Source organism: Coprococcus sp. TF11-13 (genome assembly GCF_003481085.1).
Taxonomy (GTDB): Bacteria; Bacillota; Clostridia; order Lachnospirales; family Lachnospiraceae; genus Coprococcus; species Coprococcus aceti.
Genome location: NZ_QUKK01000001.1, coordinates 208,071 through 225,144, shown reverse-complemented (window position 1 = coordinate 225,144; position 17,074 = coordinate 208,071). Strand labels below are relative to the sequence as shown.

The 17,074-nt window shown below is 42.7% G+C and carries 15 protein-coding genes; 6 read left to right on the top strand and 9 right to left on the bottom strand.

What is annotated here, in order from left to right; genetic code table 11:
- Positions 1-23: 23 nt before the first annotated feature.
- The 5 genes from DXD11_RS01015 to DXD11_RS00995 all read right to left on the bottom strand — a co-directional run bounded on the left by DXD11_RS01015 (position 24) and on the right by DXD11_RS00995 (position 3,801).
- Positions 24-1,373: an MATE family efflux transporter gene (locus tag DXD11_RS01015; protein WP_118757599.1), complete on the bottom strand. Its 1,350-nt coding sequence runs from the start codon at positions 1,371-1,373 to the stop codon at positions 24-26.
- Positions 1,374-1,381: 8 nt separating this feature from the next.
- Positions 1,382-1,819, bottom strand: coding sequence for a MarR family winged helix-turn-helix transcriptional regulator (locus DXD11_RS01010; RefSeq protein WP_118757598.1), 438 nt, complete (start codon positions 1,817-1,819; stop codon positions 1,382-1,384).
- Between the two features lie 245 nt (positions 1,820-2,064).
- Positions 2,065-2,499 carry a hypothetical protein gene (locus DXD11_RS01005; RefSeq protein ID WP_118757597.1) on the bottom strand — a complete coding sequence of 145 codons (435 nt, stop codon included), beginning with the start codon at positions 2,497-2,499 and terminating at the stop codon, positions 2,065-2,067.
- 88 nt (positions 2,500-2,587) lie between these two features.
- A complete protein-coding gene (locus tag DXD11_RS01000) occupies positions 2,588-3,160 on the bottom strand; it encodes a chromate transporter (RefSeq protein WP_118757596.1) in 573 nt (190 codons plus the stop codon).
- Positions 3,160-3,801 (bottom strand): chromate transporter, encoded by a 642-nt coding sequence (locus tag DXD11_RS00995; RefSeq protein WP_118757595.1) that lies wholly within the window; start codon positions 3,799-3,801, stop codon positions 3,160-3,162. The genes DXD11_RS01000 and DXD11_RS00995 overlap by 1 nt, the downstream gene beginning before the upstream one ends.
- Before the next feature lie 614 nt (positions 3,802-4,415).
- Between DXD11_RS00995 and DXD11_RS00990 the strand changes: the two genes are divergently transcribed.
- Positions 4,416-5,207: a transposase gene (locus tag DXD11_RS00990; RefSeq protein ID WP_117874686.1), complete on the top strand. Its 792-nt coding sequence runs from the start codon at positions 4,416-4,418 to the stop codon at positions 5,205-5,207.
- A 129-nt stretch (positions 5,208-5,336) separates the two neighbouring features.
- Here DXD11_RS00990 and DXD11_RS00985 read toward each other — a convergent pair whose 3' ends face one another.
- Complete coding sequence (locus DXD11_RS00985; RefSeq protein WP_118757594.1) at positions 5,337-6,992, bottom strand: putative polysaccharide biosynthesis protein; 1,656 nt, start codon at positions 6,990-6,992, stop codon at positions 5,337-5,339.
- Positions 6,993-7,161: 169 nt separating this feature from the next.
- Between DXD11_RS00985 and DXD11_RS00980 the strand changes: the two genes are divergently transcribed.
- Positions 7,162-7,347, top strand: a complete 186-nt coding sequence (locus DXD11_RS00980; RefSeq protein ID WP_118757593.1) for a DUF4250 domain-containing protein — start codon at positions 7,162-7,164, stop codon at positions 7,345-7,347.
- A gap of 70 nt (positions 7,348-7,417) precedes the next feature.
- Here DXD11_RS00980 and DXD11_RS00975 read toward each other — a convergent pair whose 3' ends face one another.
- A complete protein-coding gene (locus DXD11_RS00975; protein ID WP_243105793.1) occupies positions 7,418-9,067 on the bottom strand; it encodes an AI-2E family transporter in 1,650 nt (549 codons plus the stop codon).
- Positions 9,068-9,331: 264 nt separating this feature from the next.
- Here DXD11_RS00975 and DXD11_RS00970 point away from each other — a divergent pair, with 264 nt between their 5' ends.
- Both DXD11_RS00970 and DXD11_RS00965 read left to right on the top strand, forming a co-directional pair.
- Positions 9,332-9,778, top strand: coding sequence for an NfeD family protein (locus DXD11_RS00970; RefSeq protein WP_015533182.1), 447 nt, complete (start codon positions 9,332-9,334; stop codon positions 9,776-9,778).
- A gap of 53 nt (positions 9,779-9,831) precedes the next feature.
- Positions 9,832-10,788: an SPFH domain-containing protein gene (locus tag DXD11_RS00965; protein WP_022217199.1), complete on the top strand. Its 957-nt coding sequence runs from the start codon at positions 9,832-9,834 to the stop codon at positions 10,786-10,788.
- Between the two features lie 323 nt (positions 10,789-11,111).
- Here DXD11_RS00965 and DXD11_RS00960 read toward each other — a convergent pair whose 3' ends face one another.
- Both DXD11_RS00960 and DXD11_RS00955 read right to left on the bottom strand, forming a co-directional pair.
- Positions 11,112-11,750: a sugar O-acetyltransferase gene (locus DXD11_RS00960; protein ID WP_118757592.1), complete on the bottom strand. Its 639-nt coding sequence runs from the start codon at positions 11,748-11,750 to the stop codon at positions 11,112-11,114.
- 225 nt (positions 11,751-11,975) lie between these two features.
- Entirely contained in the window at positions 11,976-14,264 is a 2,289-nt protein-coding gene (locus DXD11_RS00955) for a hydratase (protein ID WP_022217197.1), read from the bottom strand.
- Positions 14,265-14,771: 507 nt separating this feature from the next.
- On the opposite strand from DXD11_RS00955, the gene DXD11_RS00950 reads away from it, so the two are divergent.
- Together DXD11_RS00950 and DXD11_RS00945 are read left to right on the top strand one after the other, a co-directional pair.
- Complete coding sequence (locus DXD11_RS00950; RefSeq protein WP_117548652.1) at positions 14,772-15,479, top strand: LytR/AlgR family response regulator transcription factor; 708 nt, start codon at positions 14,772-14,774, stop codon at positions 15,477-15,479.
- Between the two features lies 1 nt (position 15,480).
- Positions 15,481-16,764: a sensor histidine kinase gene (locus tag DXD11_RS00945; protein WP_118757591.1), complete on the top strand. Its 1,284-nt coding sequence runs from the start codon at positions 15,481-15,483 to the stop codon at positions 16,762-16,764.
- The last annotated feature ends 310 nt before the right edge of the window (positions 16,765-17,074 follow it).

Genomic DNA, 17,074 nt, shown 5'->3' with positions numbered 1-17,074 from the left:
GTCAAGCATTTATTTAATTATTTTCAGGTCTTTTCCGTTTTCCACTTCTTTGACATAACGATGTAGAATATGACGTTGAGCACGATACCGACACATGTGGCTATAGGTGCTGCAAGTCCAATATTCGTAAGGCTCGCATCCGGCTGGATACTCATGTAATACGCCAGTGGAAGTCTCACAAGCAGAGTCTGTATAAGTCCCTGGATCATGACCCACAGCGACTTCTCATGCCCATTGAAATATCCTATCATACTGAACAGCACCGCCGTGACTATAGTCTCAGGCGCAAATCCCCTCAGATACTCGGAGCCCCTCTGGATAACAGCCGCGTCAGTGGTAAAGATCGATGTCAGTTTGTCACCAAAGAACCACACACCAATGAATACCACCACGCCGACAGAGAGTCCTATGCCCATACCGGTAAGCATCGCTTTTCTCGCTCTGTCCTCTTTTCCGGCTCCAACATTCTGCGATACAAATGAAGCCATAGACTGCATAAGCGAACTTGGTACCAGCATGGCAAAGCTGACTATCTTGCAGGCAACGCCATATCCGGATGATGCCTCCAGTCCAAGTCTGTTGATAAATGCACACAGCGCTAGAAATGACATCTGCGTGAGAAATTCCTGCATTGCAAGTGGAAGTCCAACCGAGAGCAATCTTGTGCACTGTCTGTTTAATCTGAAATCTTTTCTTGATATCTTAAATGGAAGCTTTTTCTTCTTCAGCAGCACAAGCGCAAGGACAACACTGACCGCCTGGGCAGCCACTGTTGCTATGGCTGCACCCGCAGCGTCAAGATGACATCCCGCAACCAGGATAAGATCACCGATAACATTTACAATACATGCCACAAACACAAATATAAGAGGTGATTTGCTGTCTCCAAAACCTCTGAATATCGCGGTGAGCACATTGTAGGCCATAATGAAAAATATTCCGCCTCCGCATATCCTCACGTACGATGATGTAAGAGTGACCGCCTCCGCCGGTGCCTGCATCAGCACGGACAAAGGTCTTGCAAACGTCACCATGACGACTGCCAGCACCACCGCAAGTATTGCAAATATGGTCGCGGCACCTCCAAGAAGCTCTCCAATCTGATCTGTGTTCTTTTCACCTATATATCTGGCAATAAGCACTGTGACACCCATAGCAAGTGCTGTTATCACAAATGTAACCAGATTGAGCACCTGGCTGCCCGTAGATACGGCTGAAAGTCCCGCCGTTGAGCCGAATCTTCCAACCACCAGCAGATCAACCGCACCGTAGGCAGCCTGAAGTATCAGTGCTCCAAGAATCGGTCCCATGAATGAGAGCATTTTTCTAATTATACTTCCCTGTGTAAAATCTGTTTTATCCTGTACACTCATCTTATGTCTCAACTCCTTTTGCTCATAACATCATAAAGCTTTTCAATGGTCACTATCATAATATCTGCATCTTCATCTGTGATATCGGTAAGAGACTCCCCCAGTCCTGTGAAATACTCATCAACATATTTGCAAACCAGATCTCTGCCAGCCTGAGTGCTCCTTATATACACAATACGTCCATCCGCCTCTGAAGCCTTCTTTTCCACAAATCCCAAGCGTTCCATATCCTTTATCGTCTTTGTCACGCCCGGTCTTGGGAGCCCCAGCTCATCACTTATATCACTGACCTTTACATCAGTCTCAGACCTCTCAAATCTCGTTATCACATCAAGATAATGTATATGAGTCGGTGTGACTCCATTTGGCAGCTTTGGCATCATATCTCTGACTCTCTTAGCCTGATAGCAGGCATCCATAACCTGTTTTATCTTTTCCTTTGTCATAGCATTCCTTCCTGTAAATTTATCAAATATTGTTTTATTGTTATTTCGTGTAATTACTCAAAGTAATTATCATCGGTAAGTATATTTATATTTTTTATTTTTGTCAAGGGGTATACAAACACTTCATATGCCCGGTTAATACATTAGCCACCATGCATAAAAAATGCTCCACCTGATTCTCTCACAGATGAAGCATTTCATTATAAAACTTATTACTTGCGCCGGCAACTTTACCAAAGCTCTCGTCAAGCTCTTTTTCTAACTGCCTTTACTATCCCCACAACCGACTCGATCAGAATCACCGCCACAAATGGTATTCCTGCAAGCGTTATGGCGAACATTATGTATTCGATTCCATTCAGAAAATGCTCCCATCCTCCTGTAGCCTGCGATACTATCCACATTTCATTGAGAACCAGAGCACCGATCAGGAATCCCAGTATCAATCCACAGATCATCCACGCCGCACAGATTATGGCGACATCTTTCAGCCGCACGATCTGATTGTCGTATATCCTTTTTCTGAATACAATATACAGAATCACGCATATCAGGGGTACAGCAAATACAACGACCAGATTGTAACTATCATTATATGTTTCTTCCACGTAATCAGACAGCGTCATAATGCTCCAGCATATGAGCTGTGCTATCAGACATATCAATATTTTCTTCTTCATATGCGAACTCCCCACTACATCTACTTTTTACATACTATAATAAAGTTCTTCGCATTACAATTTAATTAAAATTATAATATGCTTTTACTCAGATCAGATATCTGCCAGTAAGCCCCACGATCACCTGCATTCCGCCGGAAAGCAGCATCACCCACACCGGATTCAGTTTGAATTTCCTGAGCAGAACAACACTCACTGCAAATATCACCACAAGATTCCACTTAGTTCCTGCGAGACTTATCATATCGATACCAGTCCAGACCGCCGTCACCAATATCGAAACTCCCGCTGACGCGATCATAGCCACAACAGCCGGTCTTATGCCGCCGAGAATCTCCTGAAGAACATCCTGCTTGCGATATTTCAGATACAGCCTGACTATGACCGTTACAATGATACATGAAGGGAGTATACATCCGAGCGTGGCAACCGCCGCACCGGCATATCCGGCCACCCGTAGCCCCACAAATGTCGCCGAATTGACAGCTATAGGTCCCGGAGTCATCTGGGATATAGTGATCAAATCCGTGAACTCTGACATGGTCATCCACCCATGTATCTTCACTATCTGCCCCTGTATAAGCGGCATGGCGGCATAACCTCCGCCGAAACTGAAGAGTCCTATCTGGAAGAAACTTAGGAACAACTGCAAATAGATCATTATTCCATCCCCCCTTTGTCGGGATGGTTTTCAGGATTTCCATCAGAAGTATCCTCTGTCTTTTTATGCCCACGCCCTATTCTTTTCTCCAGCTGTCCTCTGCAAACGCCGACAAGTCCACAGACAATTACTATGAACACGACATTTATCTCCAATATGTAGGATGCAACAAATGCAGCTATCATGACCAATACCCCCAGATCATCCCTCTGCTTTACTATGTCTGCTCCCATATCATATGTAACCGATGCTATGACCGCAGCTACACCGGCCTGCATTCCCTCCAGCATCTGACTGATCACCCAGTTGGTCCTGAACGCGTTGTAACAGTAAGATATGATGGATATGATAACAAATGGCGGAATGATCGTTCCGACTATAGCCACCAGTGCCCCTGCTATACCGCACAGTTTGTATCCAACCGCTATCGCTCCATTTACTGCGATAGGTCCCGGCGACGATTGGGCTATAGCCACAAGATCCAGCATCTCGTCCTGCTCTATCCAATGGTTTTCATCCACAAACTTTTTCTTCATAAGTGAAACGATGACGTATCCACCCCCGAAGGTAAAGACGCTCAGATATAATGTTGTTATGAATATCTTTAAAAGGGTCCTACCCTTTCTTTTTTCTTTTTCCATAATTAATCCTTGGGGACGTTCCTTTTGTCACGAGGAGCGTCCCTCTGTCCCACACTAGATATATATTCCTAATCAAGTCTAAATAATTTTCGTCTAAATATTTTTGCAACTGACATCTGCCATCTTCTGCATCATACTTTTTTTATCATCTTCTGTCGCAGACATTGCACGTATGGTTCTCTCAAACAATGATGTCAACTTTACTCCTTTTATTGCCCCATATCGAGTTTTCACCTTTCGCATGACAGGGGACACTCTCCGATACAAAAGGAACGTCCCTGATATATTCTATCATATACTTCTACAAATCGCTTTACTTCTTTTCAAAATATAGTATAATATTATATGTTTTGATTTTCTTAAACGATCGTTAAGCTATCGTATCTAATCAAATCCATTTTCATATGAATGATATTATATGAATCATGTTATACGAAACCCATAGTCATTTCAATTTTTCAACAATTACCTTTTTATAAATGTCTTTTTGTCTTATTGTGGTTGGTTTTTGATGGCTATATTTTTGATTACCGTGTTTTCATGAATCACATTTTAACATTTATTTTTTCCACACTGTACACATCACATTTTATCATTTTGGAGGAGGTCCTTTTATGCCAAGAAAACCAAGAGCTATATCTGAATCAAACATTTATCACGTTGTAATTCGCGGAGCAGACAGACAGCAAATGTTTGAAGAAAATAATGATTATGCCAAATACCTGGATATCCTGGGCTATTACAAAAAAGAATGCCAATTTGAAATCTACGCATATTGCCTGATGTCCAATCACGTTCATCTTCTCATACATACCCCTAACACCCCACTGGCAACTGTATTTCGCCGCATTAACACACGTTATGCGGTGTGGTTTAATATGAAATATGACCGAACAGGTTTCCTGCAGCAAGGCAGGTATCACAGTGAACCTGTTAACGATGAACGATACCTTCTCACTGTAGTACGCTACATCCACCAAAATCCGTATAAAGCGGGCATAGAAGCTTTTCCTGGAGAGGCTTACCCATGGAGCAGTATCTACAGTTATCTATCAGGGAATTCGGCATTGGTAGATATCGGACTGATAAACAATCTAATTGGTGATTCAAATGCATTTACTACATTTCACCGAGAAACTGAAGGAGCTGACTGCCTGGACATTCATAAACTGACCAAAAGGCTCCCTGATGATGTTGCAAAGGAGTTAATTATAAAAGAAACTGGGTGTCCTACTATCACCGATTTTCAATTACTGCCTCTTTTAGAACAGAAAAAATACCTTGTTCATCTGCACGAACAAGGTATATCTATCAGACAGCTGAACCGTCTCACGGGTACATCTAAAGGAATTATCCAGCGAACCTTAACAGAAGGCACTCCTCACAACAGCGAACCTCAGCCTTGACAGGAAACACTCATCAGTACACGAGGACGCTCGTCAGTACACGGGGACACTCGTCAGTACACGGGGACACTCGTCGGTACACGGGGACACTCGTCAGTACAAAAGGAACGTCCCCACTTTACAAACATTTTATTTTATCAGTCTGAACTTCTTCGCAAACCTCACAATAAGACCTCCCTTAGGCATATTGAAAAGTTCCTCCTCCGTATATCCTCCGGCTTTGAGTATAGCCACCGCATAGAATATGATCGCCACAAATACTGCAACAAACATCGCGATCACCCAGTTGCCGAGAAGCTTCCTGCAGCCCTCATATACAATGATCGTAACAACACCCATGAAGATAGATGCTATAGTAGGTGCAACGTATATTCGCCTGTTGTCCATCTTGCCAGTCTTGTACTTTGTGAGCGAACGCTGGTTGAATATACATATGAGCAGCGAATTCACTATCGAACCAAATACCAGTGCATAAAGTGCCCAGTCTGTGCAGTACAGCATAACCACAAGAACCACCACATGTATCACCAGTGCAAGGGTTGCATTGATAACCGGTGCCATCACCTTACCCATGGCCTGAAGCACACTGTTGGTTACAGTTGACTGTGCAAAGAACACTATGGATATGAATCCAAGATACATACATTTGGCTGCCATCGGATCCGCACCTGAGAACAGGAGCTGTATTATAGGCTTAGCCAGGACTCCCATTCCAACCGCACATGGTATGGTGACCAGCATGGACATGCTGAGCGCCTGATTCAGGAGTTTATTGGTTTTCTGCATGTCATTTCTTGCATACGCACCGGATATTCCCGGAATATATGCGATTCCAACTGAAGCTGCTATGGCAAGCGGAAGGTTCGTGAGAACTGTATACTGTCCTGAGTAAATTCCATACAGCTTTGCCATCTCCAGGGAATCCATGCCCTTCATCTTCATGACCACATAGAATACCTTCATGTCTATAGGTGTGAGCACGTTATACACCACTGCTGCCACCACGATAGGTGTGACTGTGGCAATGATTATTCTGAACAGCTTTCCATAGGATTCCGTGTCAGGACTTGTATCGCTCTTCACAGACTCCATGATACCCTTTCTTCTTCTCGCATAAGCGAACAGTATGAATATCAATCCTCCAAGGACTCCGGCACCTGTACCCATGGCACTTCCGGCAGAACCATACTTTGCATGCTCGGTTGTTCCAGCGGCAAATGGCTTTGCAAGCATATACGCAGCGACGATACTGACTACTGCATTTGCAAGCTGCTCTATGATCTGCGATATAGATGTAGGCACCATCGTGTTGTACGCCTGCAGATATCCTCTGAATATTGCAAGAAAGCCCGATATAAATATAGTAGGGGCAAGTATCTTAAGACTTAAGACTGCATTTGGCTGGTCACTTACAAACCATTCGGCTCCAAAGTACGTGATCAGTGCCGCCACAGCACCCGCTATGACTACATATATAAATGTACAGTAGTATATACGTCTGGCACTCTTGTACTGTCCCATAGCTATCTTACCGGCAACAAGCTTCGACACCGCTGTAGGAATACTGTATGTGGCGATCATTATGACCATGGCGTATATTGCATACGCTGAACCATAATATCCATTTCCCTCATCTCCAAGTATCTGATACAGAGGCGATCTGTACAGAAGGCCGATGATCCTCGACACGATTCCGGCTCCCGCCAGGATTCCTGCCTGAAGCGCCAGATTACTTCCCTTTCCTGATAGCTTTCCTTTCTTTGCCGTACCGGTATTTGTACTCATATCTAACTCCTTATTGCCATTTCTAAATCACTGTTGTAAAATTCAATTTGTATCTTTGATATATATCACAAACTATATATATACCAATTTTATGCAGTTAATTCAACCATAATATTTATAAACACGATGCATATTATGACCAAATATACCACAAGGAGGAACTTTAACCATGGAATACTCTTCACTTCCAAAGGATCCTATGGTGCTTCTCAGCTTCATCAACACGAAGCTCAGAGATGACTATCCAAGTCTTGACGAGCTCTGCAGCTCACTATGTTTAAATGCAGATGATATCAAGAGTAAGCTCGCATCCATCGACTATTCATACGATGCAGAAAAGAACAGATTTGTGTAAAAGCAAATCTGTTCTTTTCTCTTTTGTCAGACAGGGACAGCATCTGCTTTCCCCGTGCTGATATTATGTTTTATTTATCCTGATTCCCGGAAATTTTTTTATCACTCTCCGGTTTTGCCTGACCATTTCCAACTTCTTCAGCGTCATCTTTGCTGTCAGCTTCCTTATCAGGCTCTGCATCACTTCCTACTATATTATTTGCAAGCTTTTCAGCGTCCGCCCTGCTGGCCACGCTCTTCATAACATGCATGAATTTATCAAATATACTGATAGGATCATCATCTGAATCATCGTCATCCTGAGACTGATCATCTGCATGCGCAGTGCCAGACTTCACATATTCATCATCTGGAAGATCTGATGGGTACTGAAGCATATGCTGCTTCTGCTTGAGCTTCCTTTTGTTCTCACGCTCCGCAAGCTTCTGCTCCGGCGTCTTCTTCTTGAACCTTATATCCTCTTCTTCCTCAGTTATATATATCGGCTCTCCCGTCTCCTCATCTATCCTGCGGATCTTCTCATACTCGGATGTCTTGAACGCAAGATTCTTCTCCTGCAGCTTTGCAGTGCATGTCCTGTTGATGTACATGTAACAGCAGGCAAATACAGGAACTCCGAGAAGCATTCCAAAGAATCCGAACAAACCGCCGCCAACTATAACCGCTGTGAGCACCCAGAAGCTTGAAAGTCCTGTGGTATCTCCGATGATCTTCGGTCCGAGGATATTGCCATCAAACTGCTGCAGTACAAGTATAACAATAAGCAGCACAAGACTCTTTATAGGATCTGCAATGAGCACGATGAAGAAACATGGCACAGCTCCTATGATAGGTCCGAAGAACGGTATGACATTTGTCACTCCGACGATAACACTTATCAGAACCGCATATGGCAGATTGAGTATCGTTGAAACTATGAACATGATCATTCCAATGATAAGTGAATCAAGTATCTTACCATTAATAAACTGACCAAATATCCTGTTCATCTCTGAAAGTCCGTCAAGGATAGTATTTGCATTCTTCACCTTGAATACCGCATATATGATCTTCTTTCCCCTAGATGCAAGATATTCCTTGTTTGCCATCACATATATCGAAGCGATAATACCGATGAAGAAATTGTATAGGAACTTAAGACCTGAGAACACTCCACTTCCTATATTCACCACGATCTTGTCCACATTTGGCATGATCTTGGTATTCAGCATATCCTGAACCTTGAGATATGCATTGTTCATATACTTGTTGATCTGATCCTCAGGTATATTGAGCTTCTGGAACTTCTCATTTATATTCTCCACCATCGTCTGAAGGTTGGAATAATAGGTATCCATGTTGCCCACAAGCTGCTTGATACTGTCGTAGAGCTGAGGAACCACCAGCCACACTATTCCGGTTATGATTCCAAGGAACACTATGGTAGTTAAAATAACCGACAAAGTTCTCGAAACCTTGAACAATTTTTTCTTATCCGATATGACTCTCTCTTGGAATATCGTATGAAATAATCTGTCGAAAAAAACAAGTATCGGGTTCATGAGAAACGCAATGACTGCGCCCACTATGATCGGTGCAAATGCACTCGATATCTTGTCAAGTATCGCACGAAATCCCGACCATTGCTCCAGTATCTTATTAAAAAGGAGTCCGACAATGATTATTCCTATGACCGCCAGACTTATGTTGAGAATTCTTTTCTTCTTATTATTAACAGCCAACTTCTTCTCTCCCATTCTTTAGCATGTGTTTATTATATTAGTTTTTCCAAACCTGTTCAATACAGCTTACGCAAAATTAACCATACATTTATCATTTAATCTCATAAATTTTATAATTCGTGCATATAATGCACTTTAGGGGATAGTATGTTCAGAAAATTTATGTTGTTTAACCTACTGTTTTTTAGTAAAATGAGAGCTAGCCAAGGGCAAATGCGAAAACTATCGCATACCAGGATTTCCTAAACGAGGGAGGTGTTCTATATGAATTGGGAGATTGCAACCTGGCTTATCATATTTGCCGTATGTCTCATTGCTGAGATCATATCGCTTGGACTTACAACCATCTGGGCATGTGGAGGAGCCCTGGTGGCAATGATCATCGCTTTTTTCAGCGGATCGCTGCCACTACAGATCGTTGCATTTCTTGTTGTCACCACTATTCTTTTCTTCACGACAAGACCGATTGCCAAGAAGCATCTTGACAACCAACTGGTAAAGACAAACGTAGAAAGTCTTATCGGCAAACACGTTATCGTATCTGCTGACATAGACAACCTCAAGTCCACCGGTCAGGTCTTGATCAACGGAGTTGAGTGGACAGCAAGATCCAAACATGGCGATACCATTGAAACCGGAACCGAGGTCGTGATCGACGAGATATCCGGAGTCAAAGCAATCGTAGAAAAGGCAGGAAAGCCGGCAATATAAAGCTAAGGGCTTATCAGCTTAAGACACACACATTTTTAATTAAGGAGATTATTATGGACGGAGCAGGAATTTCACTTATTATCATTTTATGTCTGATCGTAATCGTTATTATTTGCAGTACGATCAAGATCGTGCCACAGGCACACGCTTATGTAATTGAGAGACTTGGAACATATCAGGCAACATGGTCTGTTGGACTTCACATGAAGATGCCTGTTATCGATAAGGTAGCCAAGAAGGTTACACTCAAGGAGCAGGTTGTTGACTTCGCTCCACAGCCGGTTATCACAAAAGATAACGTAACAATGAGGATCGACACAGTCGTATTCTTCCAGATCACAGATCCTAAGCTTTTCAGCTACGGAGTTGAGAATCCTATCATGGCCATCGAGAACCTGACAGCTACCACACTTCGTAACATCATCGGTGATCTCGAGCTTGACCAGACACTTACATCAAGAGAGACCATCAACACCAAGATGAGAGCAACACTTGACGAGGCTACTGATCCTTGGGGAATCAAGGTCAACAGAGTAGAGCTCAAGAACATCATCCCTCCTGCAGCTATTCAGGATGCCATGGAGAAGCAGATGAAGGCAGAGCGTGAGAGACGTGAGCAGATCCTCCGTGCTGAAGGTGAGAAGAAGTCAGCCATCCTCATCGCAGAAGGTAACAAGCAGTCAGTCATCCTTGAGGCCGAGGCTGAGAAGGCTTCTCAGATCCTCCGTGCTGAGGCTAAGAAGGAAGCAACTATCAAGGAAGCCGAAGGTCAGGCACAGGCTATCCTCGCTGTACAGCAGGCAAATGCAGATGGTATCAGAGCACTGAATGAGTCAATGCCTACAAATCAGGTCATCACTCTAAAGAGCCTGGAAGCATTTACAAAGGCTGCAGACGGCAAGGCTACCAAGATCATCATCCCATCAGAGATACAGGGAATCGCAGGTCTCACCTCTTCTATTGTAGAGGTTGCCAAGAGCACTGAAGCTGCTGCCATATCAAAGCAGTAACATATCAGACTATTACAAATAAATAAGACAGATATTAAAAGACGTGCATGAAAGTTCTTTTTGAAGAATCTTTCGTGCACGTCTTTGTAATTACTATTTGTATTTTTCTGTCATCATGATCACTGCGGAAGTTCTATCCACACAGATTTGATATTCTCTCCTGACTCAACATCATTCAACTGATATACGATCTGCACCTTTCCAGTCCTGCCCTTTTCTACCGATACGATCATATAGCTGTTCACCATAGACATTGGAGCCAGCGAGCCCTCGCAGTTTCCACCTTCTGTATGTACCCTCCATCCTCAACTGAATATACCTCATCAGTCATTCTTGCTTACGTTGTTGTACTGAAAGAAGTCTATCCTGTGATCTTTGAAGTAATACTTTGCATCTCGCTCATTCACCTCTCGAAGCACCTTACACGGGTTTCCGACAGCCACTACATTTGATGGTATATCCGTTGCAACCATACTTCCAGCTCCTATGACGGTGTTATCACCTATAGTTACCCCCGGAAGTATCGTAACTCCTGCACCTATCCAGCAGTTCTTGCCTATTGTTATAGGTGCATTGTACTGATATCCCTGTTTTCTGAGATCTGCGTCTATCGGATGTCCCGCCGTAGCCAGTGTGACATTCGGACCAAACATTGTATAGTCTCCAACATATATGTGCGTGTCATCCACCATTGTCAGGTTGAAGTTGGCATATATGTTATTTCCAAAATGCACAAACTTTCCGCCCCAGTTTGCATGAAGTGGTGGCTCTATATAGCAGTTGTCTCCTATCTCCTCAAACATCTCCTTGAGCATCTGCTGACGCTTGACCATCTCTGTTGGTCTGGTCATATTGAAGTCATATAATCTGTCCAGACACTTTATCTGCTCTCTGGCGATATCCTCATCGCCCGGAAGATAAAGCTCACATGTGTGCATCTTTTCCAGCTCTGATTTTCCCATTGTAAATACCTCCTGTATTTTATTTTTGTCTTCATAAACCCGCCATGTTGTAAATCCGTTTCTTTTTGACATCGTGGATTATCACATCATGATCACACTGGCTATATGAAAGCAACAGGCACCACCAAGCCGCACTAAAGCGCCCATGATGATGCCTGTTATATCGTCGTATATACATTATATTCAAATGTACATACATGGCGCACTCGGCACCATATATATCATTTAGTTGTACTTGTAGTAATTGATGAGGCAGCCATCTGTTATGATCTGTCTCTCATCGTCTGTGAGTTCTCCAAGTCTCAGCTCTATCTCAGCAAAATCCTTGTTCACAACATATGCCTTGATGACCTCTGTCTTGTTCTTCACAGCATCCTTGATTCCCGGGATGAATACATAGTCGTCATTGTCAAAGTCAAAATCCTTATCGATCACAAATGGAAGCATACCCCAGTTGATAAGGTTTGATCTGTATCTCTTTGTAGCGTACTCCTTTGCAATGTTTGCCCATCCACCGAGAACCTTCTGGCATGATGCAGCCTGCTCACGGGCTGAACCGTCACCTGGCTTAACAGCATAAATGGTACTTCCAACACCTGTGTTGCTTCCGCATACGTCCTCAAACTTCTCCTTGATGGCATGCATAACTTCCTTGACCTCTGGGAATGCCTTACCCATGCACTCACCTGCCTCACGAACCTTCTCTACAGCCTGGATAGCCTTCGCTCTTCCAACGTACTCAGGATCCTTTCTTGACAGAGTGAACTCTGCAAGTCCAAGAGGATTTGATCTGTATGATGAAGTCTCTCCTGATGGGATAAGCTCATCTGTTGTTGTTACAGGATCATGTATAACTGATGCCACCTTGAGGAGAAGGTTGTCTGTAAGAGGAACCATCTCAGGCCAGTCCTTGATGTTTGGACCAAACTTGATCTCAACCGAAGGATCAGCCTTTCCAACACCATTGTAAACTCTTCTGTCGTATATAGCCTTGTCGAAGAAATACTTTGGATGTGTGTACTCTATATCTGCAAGGTCTGTTGCTGATGTCAGATAGCCCTTGTTGGCTGCAGTTGCTGCGATAGAACGCGCATCCATAAGCGCAACAGATGAGATCTGACCATTCTGTATCTTTGAACCCTCTCTGTTAGGGAAGTTTCTTGTTGAATGTCTGATGGAGAATGCATTGTTGGCAGGTGTATCACCGGCACCAAAGCAAGGTCCACAAAATGCTGTCTTAACGATAGAACCTGTCTCGATGAGATCAGCCAGAACACCGTTCTTTGCAAGCTGCATATATATAGGTGTACTTGCAGGATATACTGACAGTGTGAACTCGTCAGCGCCTATGCTCTTGCCTCTGAGGATATCAGCCGCATCGCAGATATTCTCATATCCACCACCGGCACATCCGGCGATGATTCCCTGCTCAACATACAGCTTGCCATCTCTTACCTTATCCTTGAGTGTAAAGTCGACCTTGCCGTCAAGGCTTACAAGTGCACGCTTCTCAACATCATCAAGGATATCCATGAGGTTGGCATTCAGCTCGTCGATGGTGTATGTGTTGCTTGGGTGGAATGGCATAGCTATCATTGGCTTAACTGTTGACAGATCTACATATACGACTCCGTCATAGTAAGCCACATCGCCAGGATTCATCTCCTTGTATGCCTCACTTCTTCCGTGAATGTCATACCAATCCTTTATCTTGTCATCTGTCTTCCATATTGATGACAGACATGTTGTCTCTGTTGTCATAACATCAATACCGATACGGAAATCTGCTGAGAGCTTGTCAACACCAGGACCAACGAACTCCATGACCTTATTCTTGACATATCCGCAGCCAAATGTTGCTCCGATGATGGCAAGTGCCACATCCTGAGGACCAACCCCCTTCTGTACCTCTCCGTCGAGATAGATTGCGATAACGCCCGGCTTTGCAACATCGTATGTCTTACACAGGAGCTGCTTTGCGAGCTCACCGCCGCCCTCTCCAATAGCCATAGTACCAAGAGCACCGTAACGTGTATGTGAGTCTGATCCAAGTATCATGGCGCCACACTCTGCCAGCATCTCTCTTGCAAACTGATGGATGACCGCCTGATGAGGTGGTACATACACGCCACCATACTTCTTCGCACATGAGAGGCCAAACATATGGTCATCCTCATTGATGGTTCCACCTACGGCACACAGTGAGTTGTGACAGTTTGTAAGTACATATGGTATAGGGAACTCCTTAAGACCTGATGCTCTTGCTGTCTGGATGATTCCTACAAATGTTATATCATGTGAAGTCATCTTATCGAATTTGATCTTAAGATTCTCCATATTGTCAGATGTGTTATGCTTAGCCAATATTCCGTAAGCAAGTGTGTTCTTTGATGCCTCTTCCTTTGATGGAGCACTGCCAAGCTTTGATGCGAGAACTGCACCTGCCTCAGCATTATCCTCAACCAGCTCTGTACCATGTAACAGATAAGCACCGTTGTCAAATAATTTAATCATACTCTTCCTCCTGGTAATAGCTTTTTGTCATTTATGGAATTTCACACAGATGTATACAAAACCCCATGTTTCTCTACATCATACCATATTATTTTCAAATTTTAAATAGTATTATATTAGAGCTTAACGCAAAAAATCTGCCATACATGCTCAGGCACATATGGCAGATCCTATGCATCAAATTGAATATACTGTACAGATACCCTTAACCGAAATACCTGTACCTGATACATCCTATCTGACACTATATAATCAATCTCCCCTCAGAGTTAATTATCCTCTGTTACATACACTATACTATTTGTATAATTTTTCCAATAGTTTTGGCAAAAATCGACACAAACGACGCGTATAACAACCTGAACGACATAAATTTTCGTGTACAACACACATATACTTTAATTATACCTATTGTAGAAATTCCCATTTGTATGATAGAATGTTCCTGATATGTTAATAATTTAAGAGTTTTGTTTATCTATCAATTTTTCACAGGAGTGTTTGATTATGAATTTTCTGATTGTTGAGGATGACAATATCCAGCTTACCGGCTTAAAATATATAATTGAAGAAGAGTACGCAGACGCTGTTGTCAACACTGCATCAACTTACAACGATGCCATAACAATAATAGATTCATTTGATATTGATATCTTTTTACTGGACATTGATCTCGGTGGAGGGAAGACCGGATTGGATGTATGTGGTTATCTCCGAAGAATTCCCAAATACAGTGACACACCTGTCATCTTCATCACCGATATCACCGTTCCAAACCTTGATGTCATCAACAAGTATCATTGCCAGTATTATTTCTCAAAGCCTTATGACAGAATCGATGTCGTAGGAGGTATCAACTCGGTGCTCACACAGCCTGACGACCAGACATCAAGAATCCGCGTAAAGGATATCCAGGGAATACTTTTCCATATAAGCATGGATGAAATAATTTATGTATGTGCATCCGGCCACCACAAGCACATTTTCACATCCGACGGCGATTTTATCGTCACCAACCCGACCTTCGAGTCAATTTTGCAGGATGCCGGTGATGCTTCTCTGGTAAGATGCCACAAAAGCTATTACTTCAATCCCAACTACATACAGAGTTATGACAGATCCAATTCACTTATAAAGCTAAAGCTGACTCAGGAGTCCATACCGGTTGGACGCAAATATAAAACTATTATAGAAACTTACCAGGAGTACAGATAAAATGGCTGCATATTTTAACTTTCTTTCCAAGATATTGCTTGATACCTTTGTATTTTTAATATTCATGATGGCGATATACAATGTAAAATTTTCCCAGATAGCAAGGAGACTTCCACCTTTGCTTCTGCTGACTTTACCAGTCTCTCTGATTGCCACAGTTACAGACTCCATGTTCATATTCACACTGATAACATACATCTACTGCTTTGTATTCTACTCCCTGGTCTTCCGTTATCCGCCAATGAAGATCATAACGGGCTATGCAATAGCTCTTATAATCATGACAGTGCTGAACCTTATACAGATGGTTGTCATCATGCAATTCACAGACAACCCTTTCACCAATGCTTCAACATATATAACTGAAGCTATGGCTTTTGTGATAGCTGTTTTGCTGTACAAATTCGGGCACCTGGATAAGCTGTATGAAACCCTCATCATAAAAAACCAGGTTTTCAGGAATATAATACTCGCTGTATTTGCCCTCATGGTCTCCATGGTTTTATACCAGCGTATATCACCTAAAGATTTCATGAATGTGTTTATGACTTTCCTGTTTATAGTTATTCTTATACTCATCCTGTACGCCGGAATGTACAAGAACTACATGAGTCTCAGGGAGTCCCAGAAGCAGCTGCAGTCTTATGAACAGTATCTTCCTATTATAGAGGAGCTTATTGATCAGGTTAGAATGAGACAGCACGATTACAACAACGAACTTCAGGCAATAAGCATGCTGCCGATCAGCTGCACTGATTATGAATCACTCTCTGCCGCTCTGGCAAAAGAGCTTGATACCTCATGCAGCGATCACGTTATAAAAAATTCCTACCTTCTGAGGATCAACATGAAACTGATCGCCGGATTCCTGTTCAGCAAGATGAACCTTGCCCAGGAGCGAAATATAGATCTCAATATAAATGTCAAGAATTCGACTCTCACATCAAAGGCTGCTGAATTCGAACTTCTGGATACGATGAGTATTCTGGTAGACAATGCATTTGATGCCACCGAGGATGGAGGGCATATAGAGATAGTGATCGACTCAGATGGAACGAAGACATCCGTTGAAACCCTCAATGCAGGTCCTACTCTCACCGCGGCAATGCGAAGGGACTTCTTCACCAAAGGCTACTCGACAAAGCCGCTGAAGAATGGCAGATATTCAAGGGGAATAGGTCTTTATAAGTTAAAACAACTCACAAAAAAATATGACGGTGAAATTCTTCTCGACAATCAGACAGCAGACGGACAGACTTACATTCATTTTCTGGTCAGACTATAAATATCACTTTTATGACTTTTTAAGACAGCTATGTGTTAATTCCATATCTGTCTTTTTTGTTGGTGATGATCACTTTCATATATACGCATGCAGTATTTTTATCATTTTCTTTCCTATTGTTTAAGATTTTATGTTGCGCAGCCCGTCAACATCTAACATTTTCAGGCATACCCACCATTATTCGTTAATTTTTTCTGCATTCCACCATATATCCTTAATTTTATTCTTTACTTATTATATATAAATGGTATAATCAAAAGGATTATTTTTCCTATTAAATGGAACTTAATGAGAAATTTTTGACAGGAGA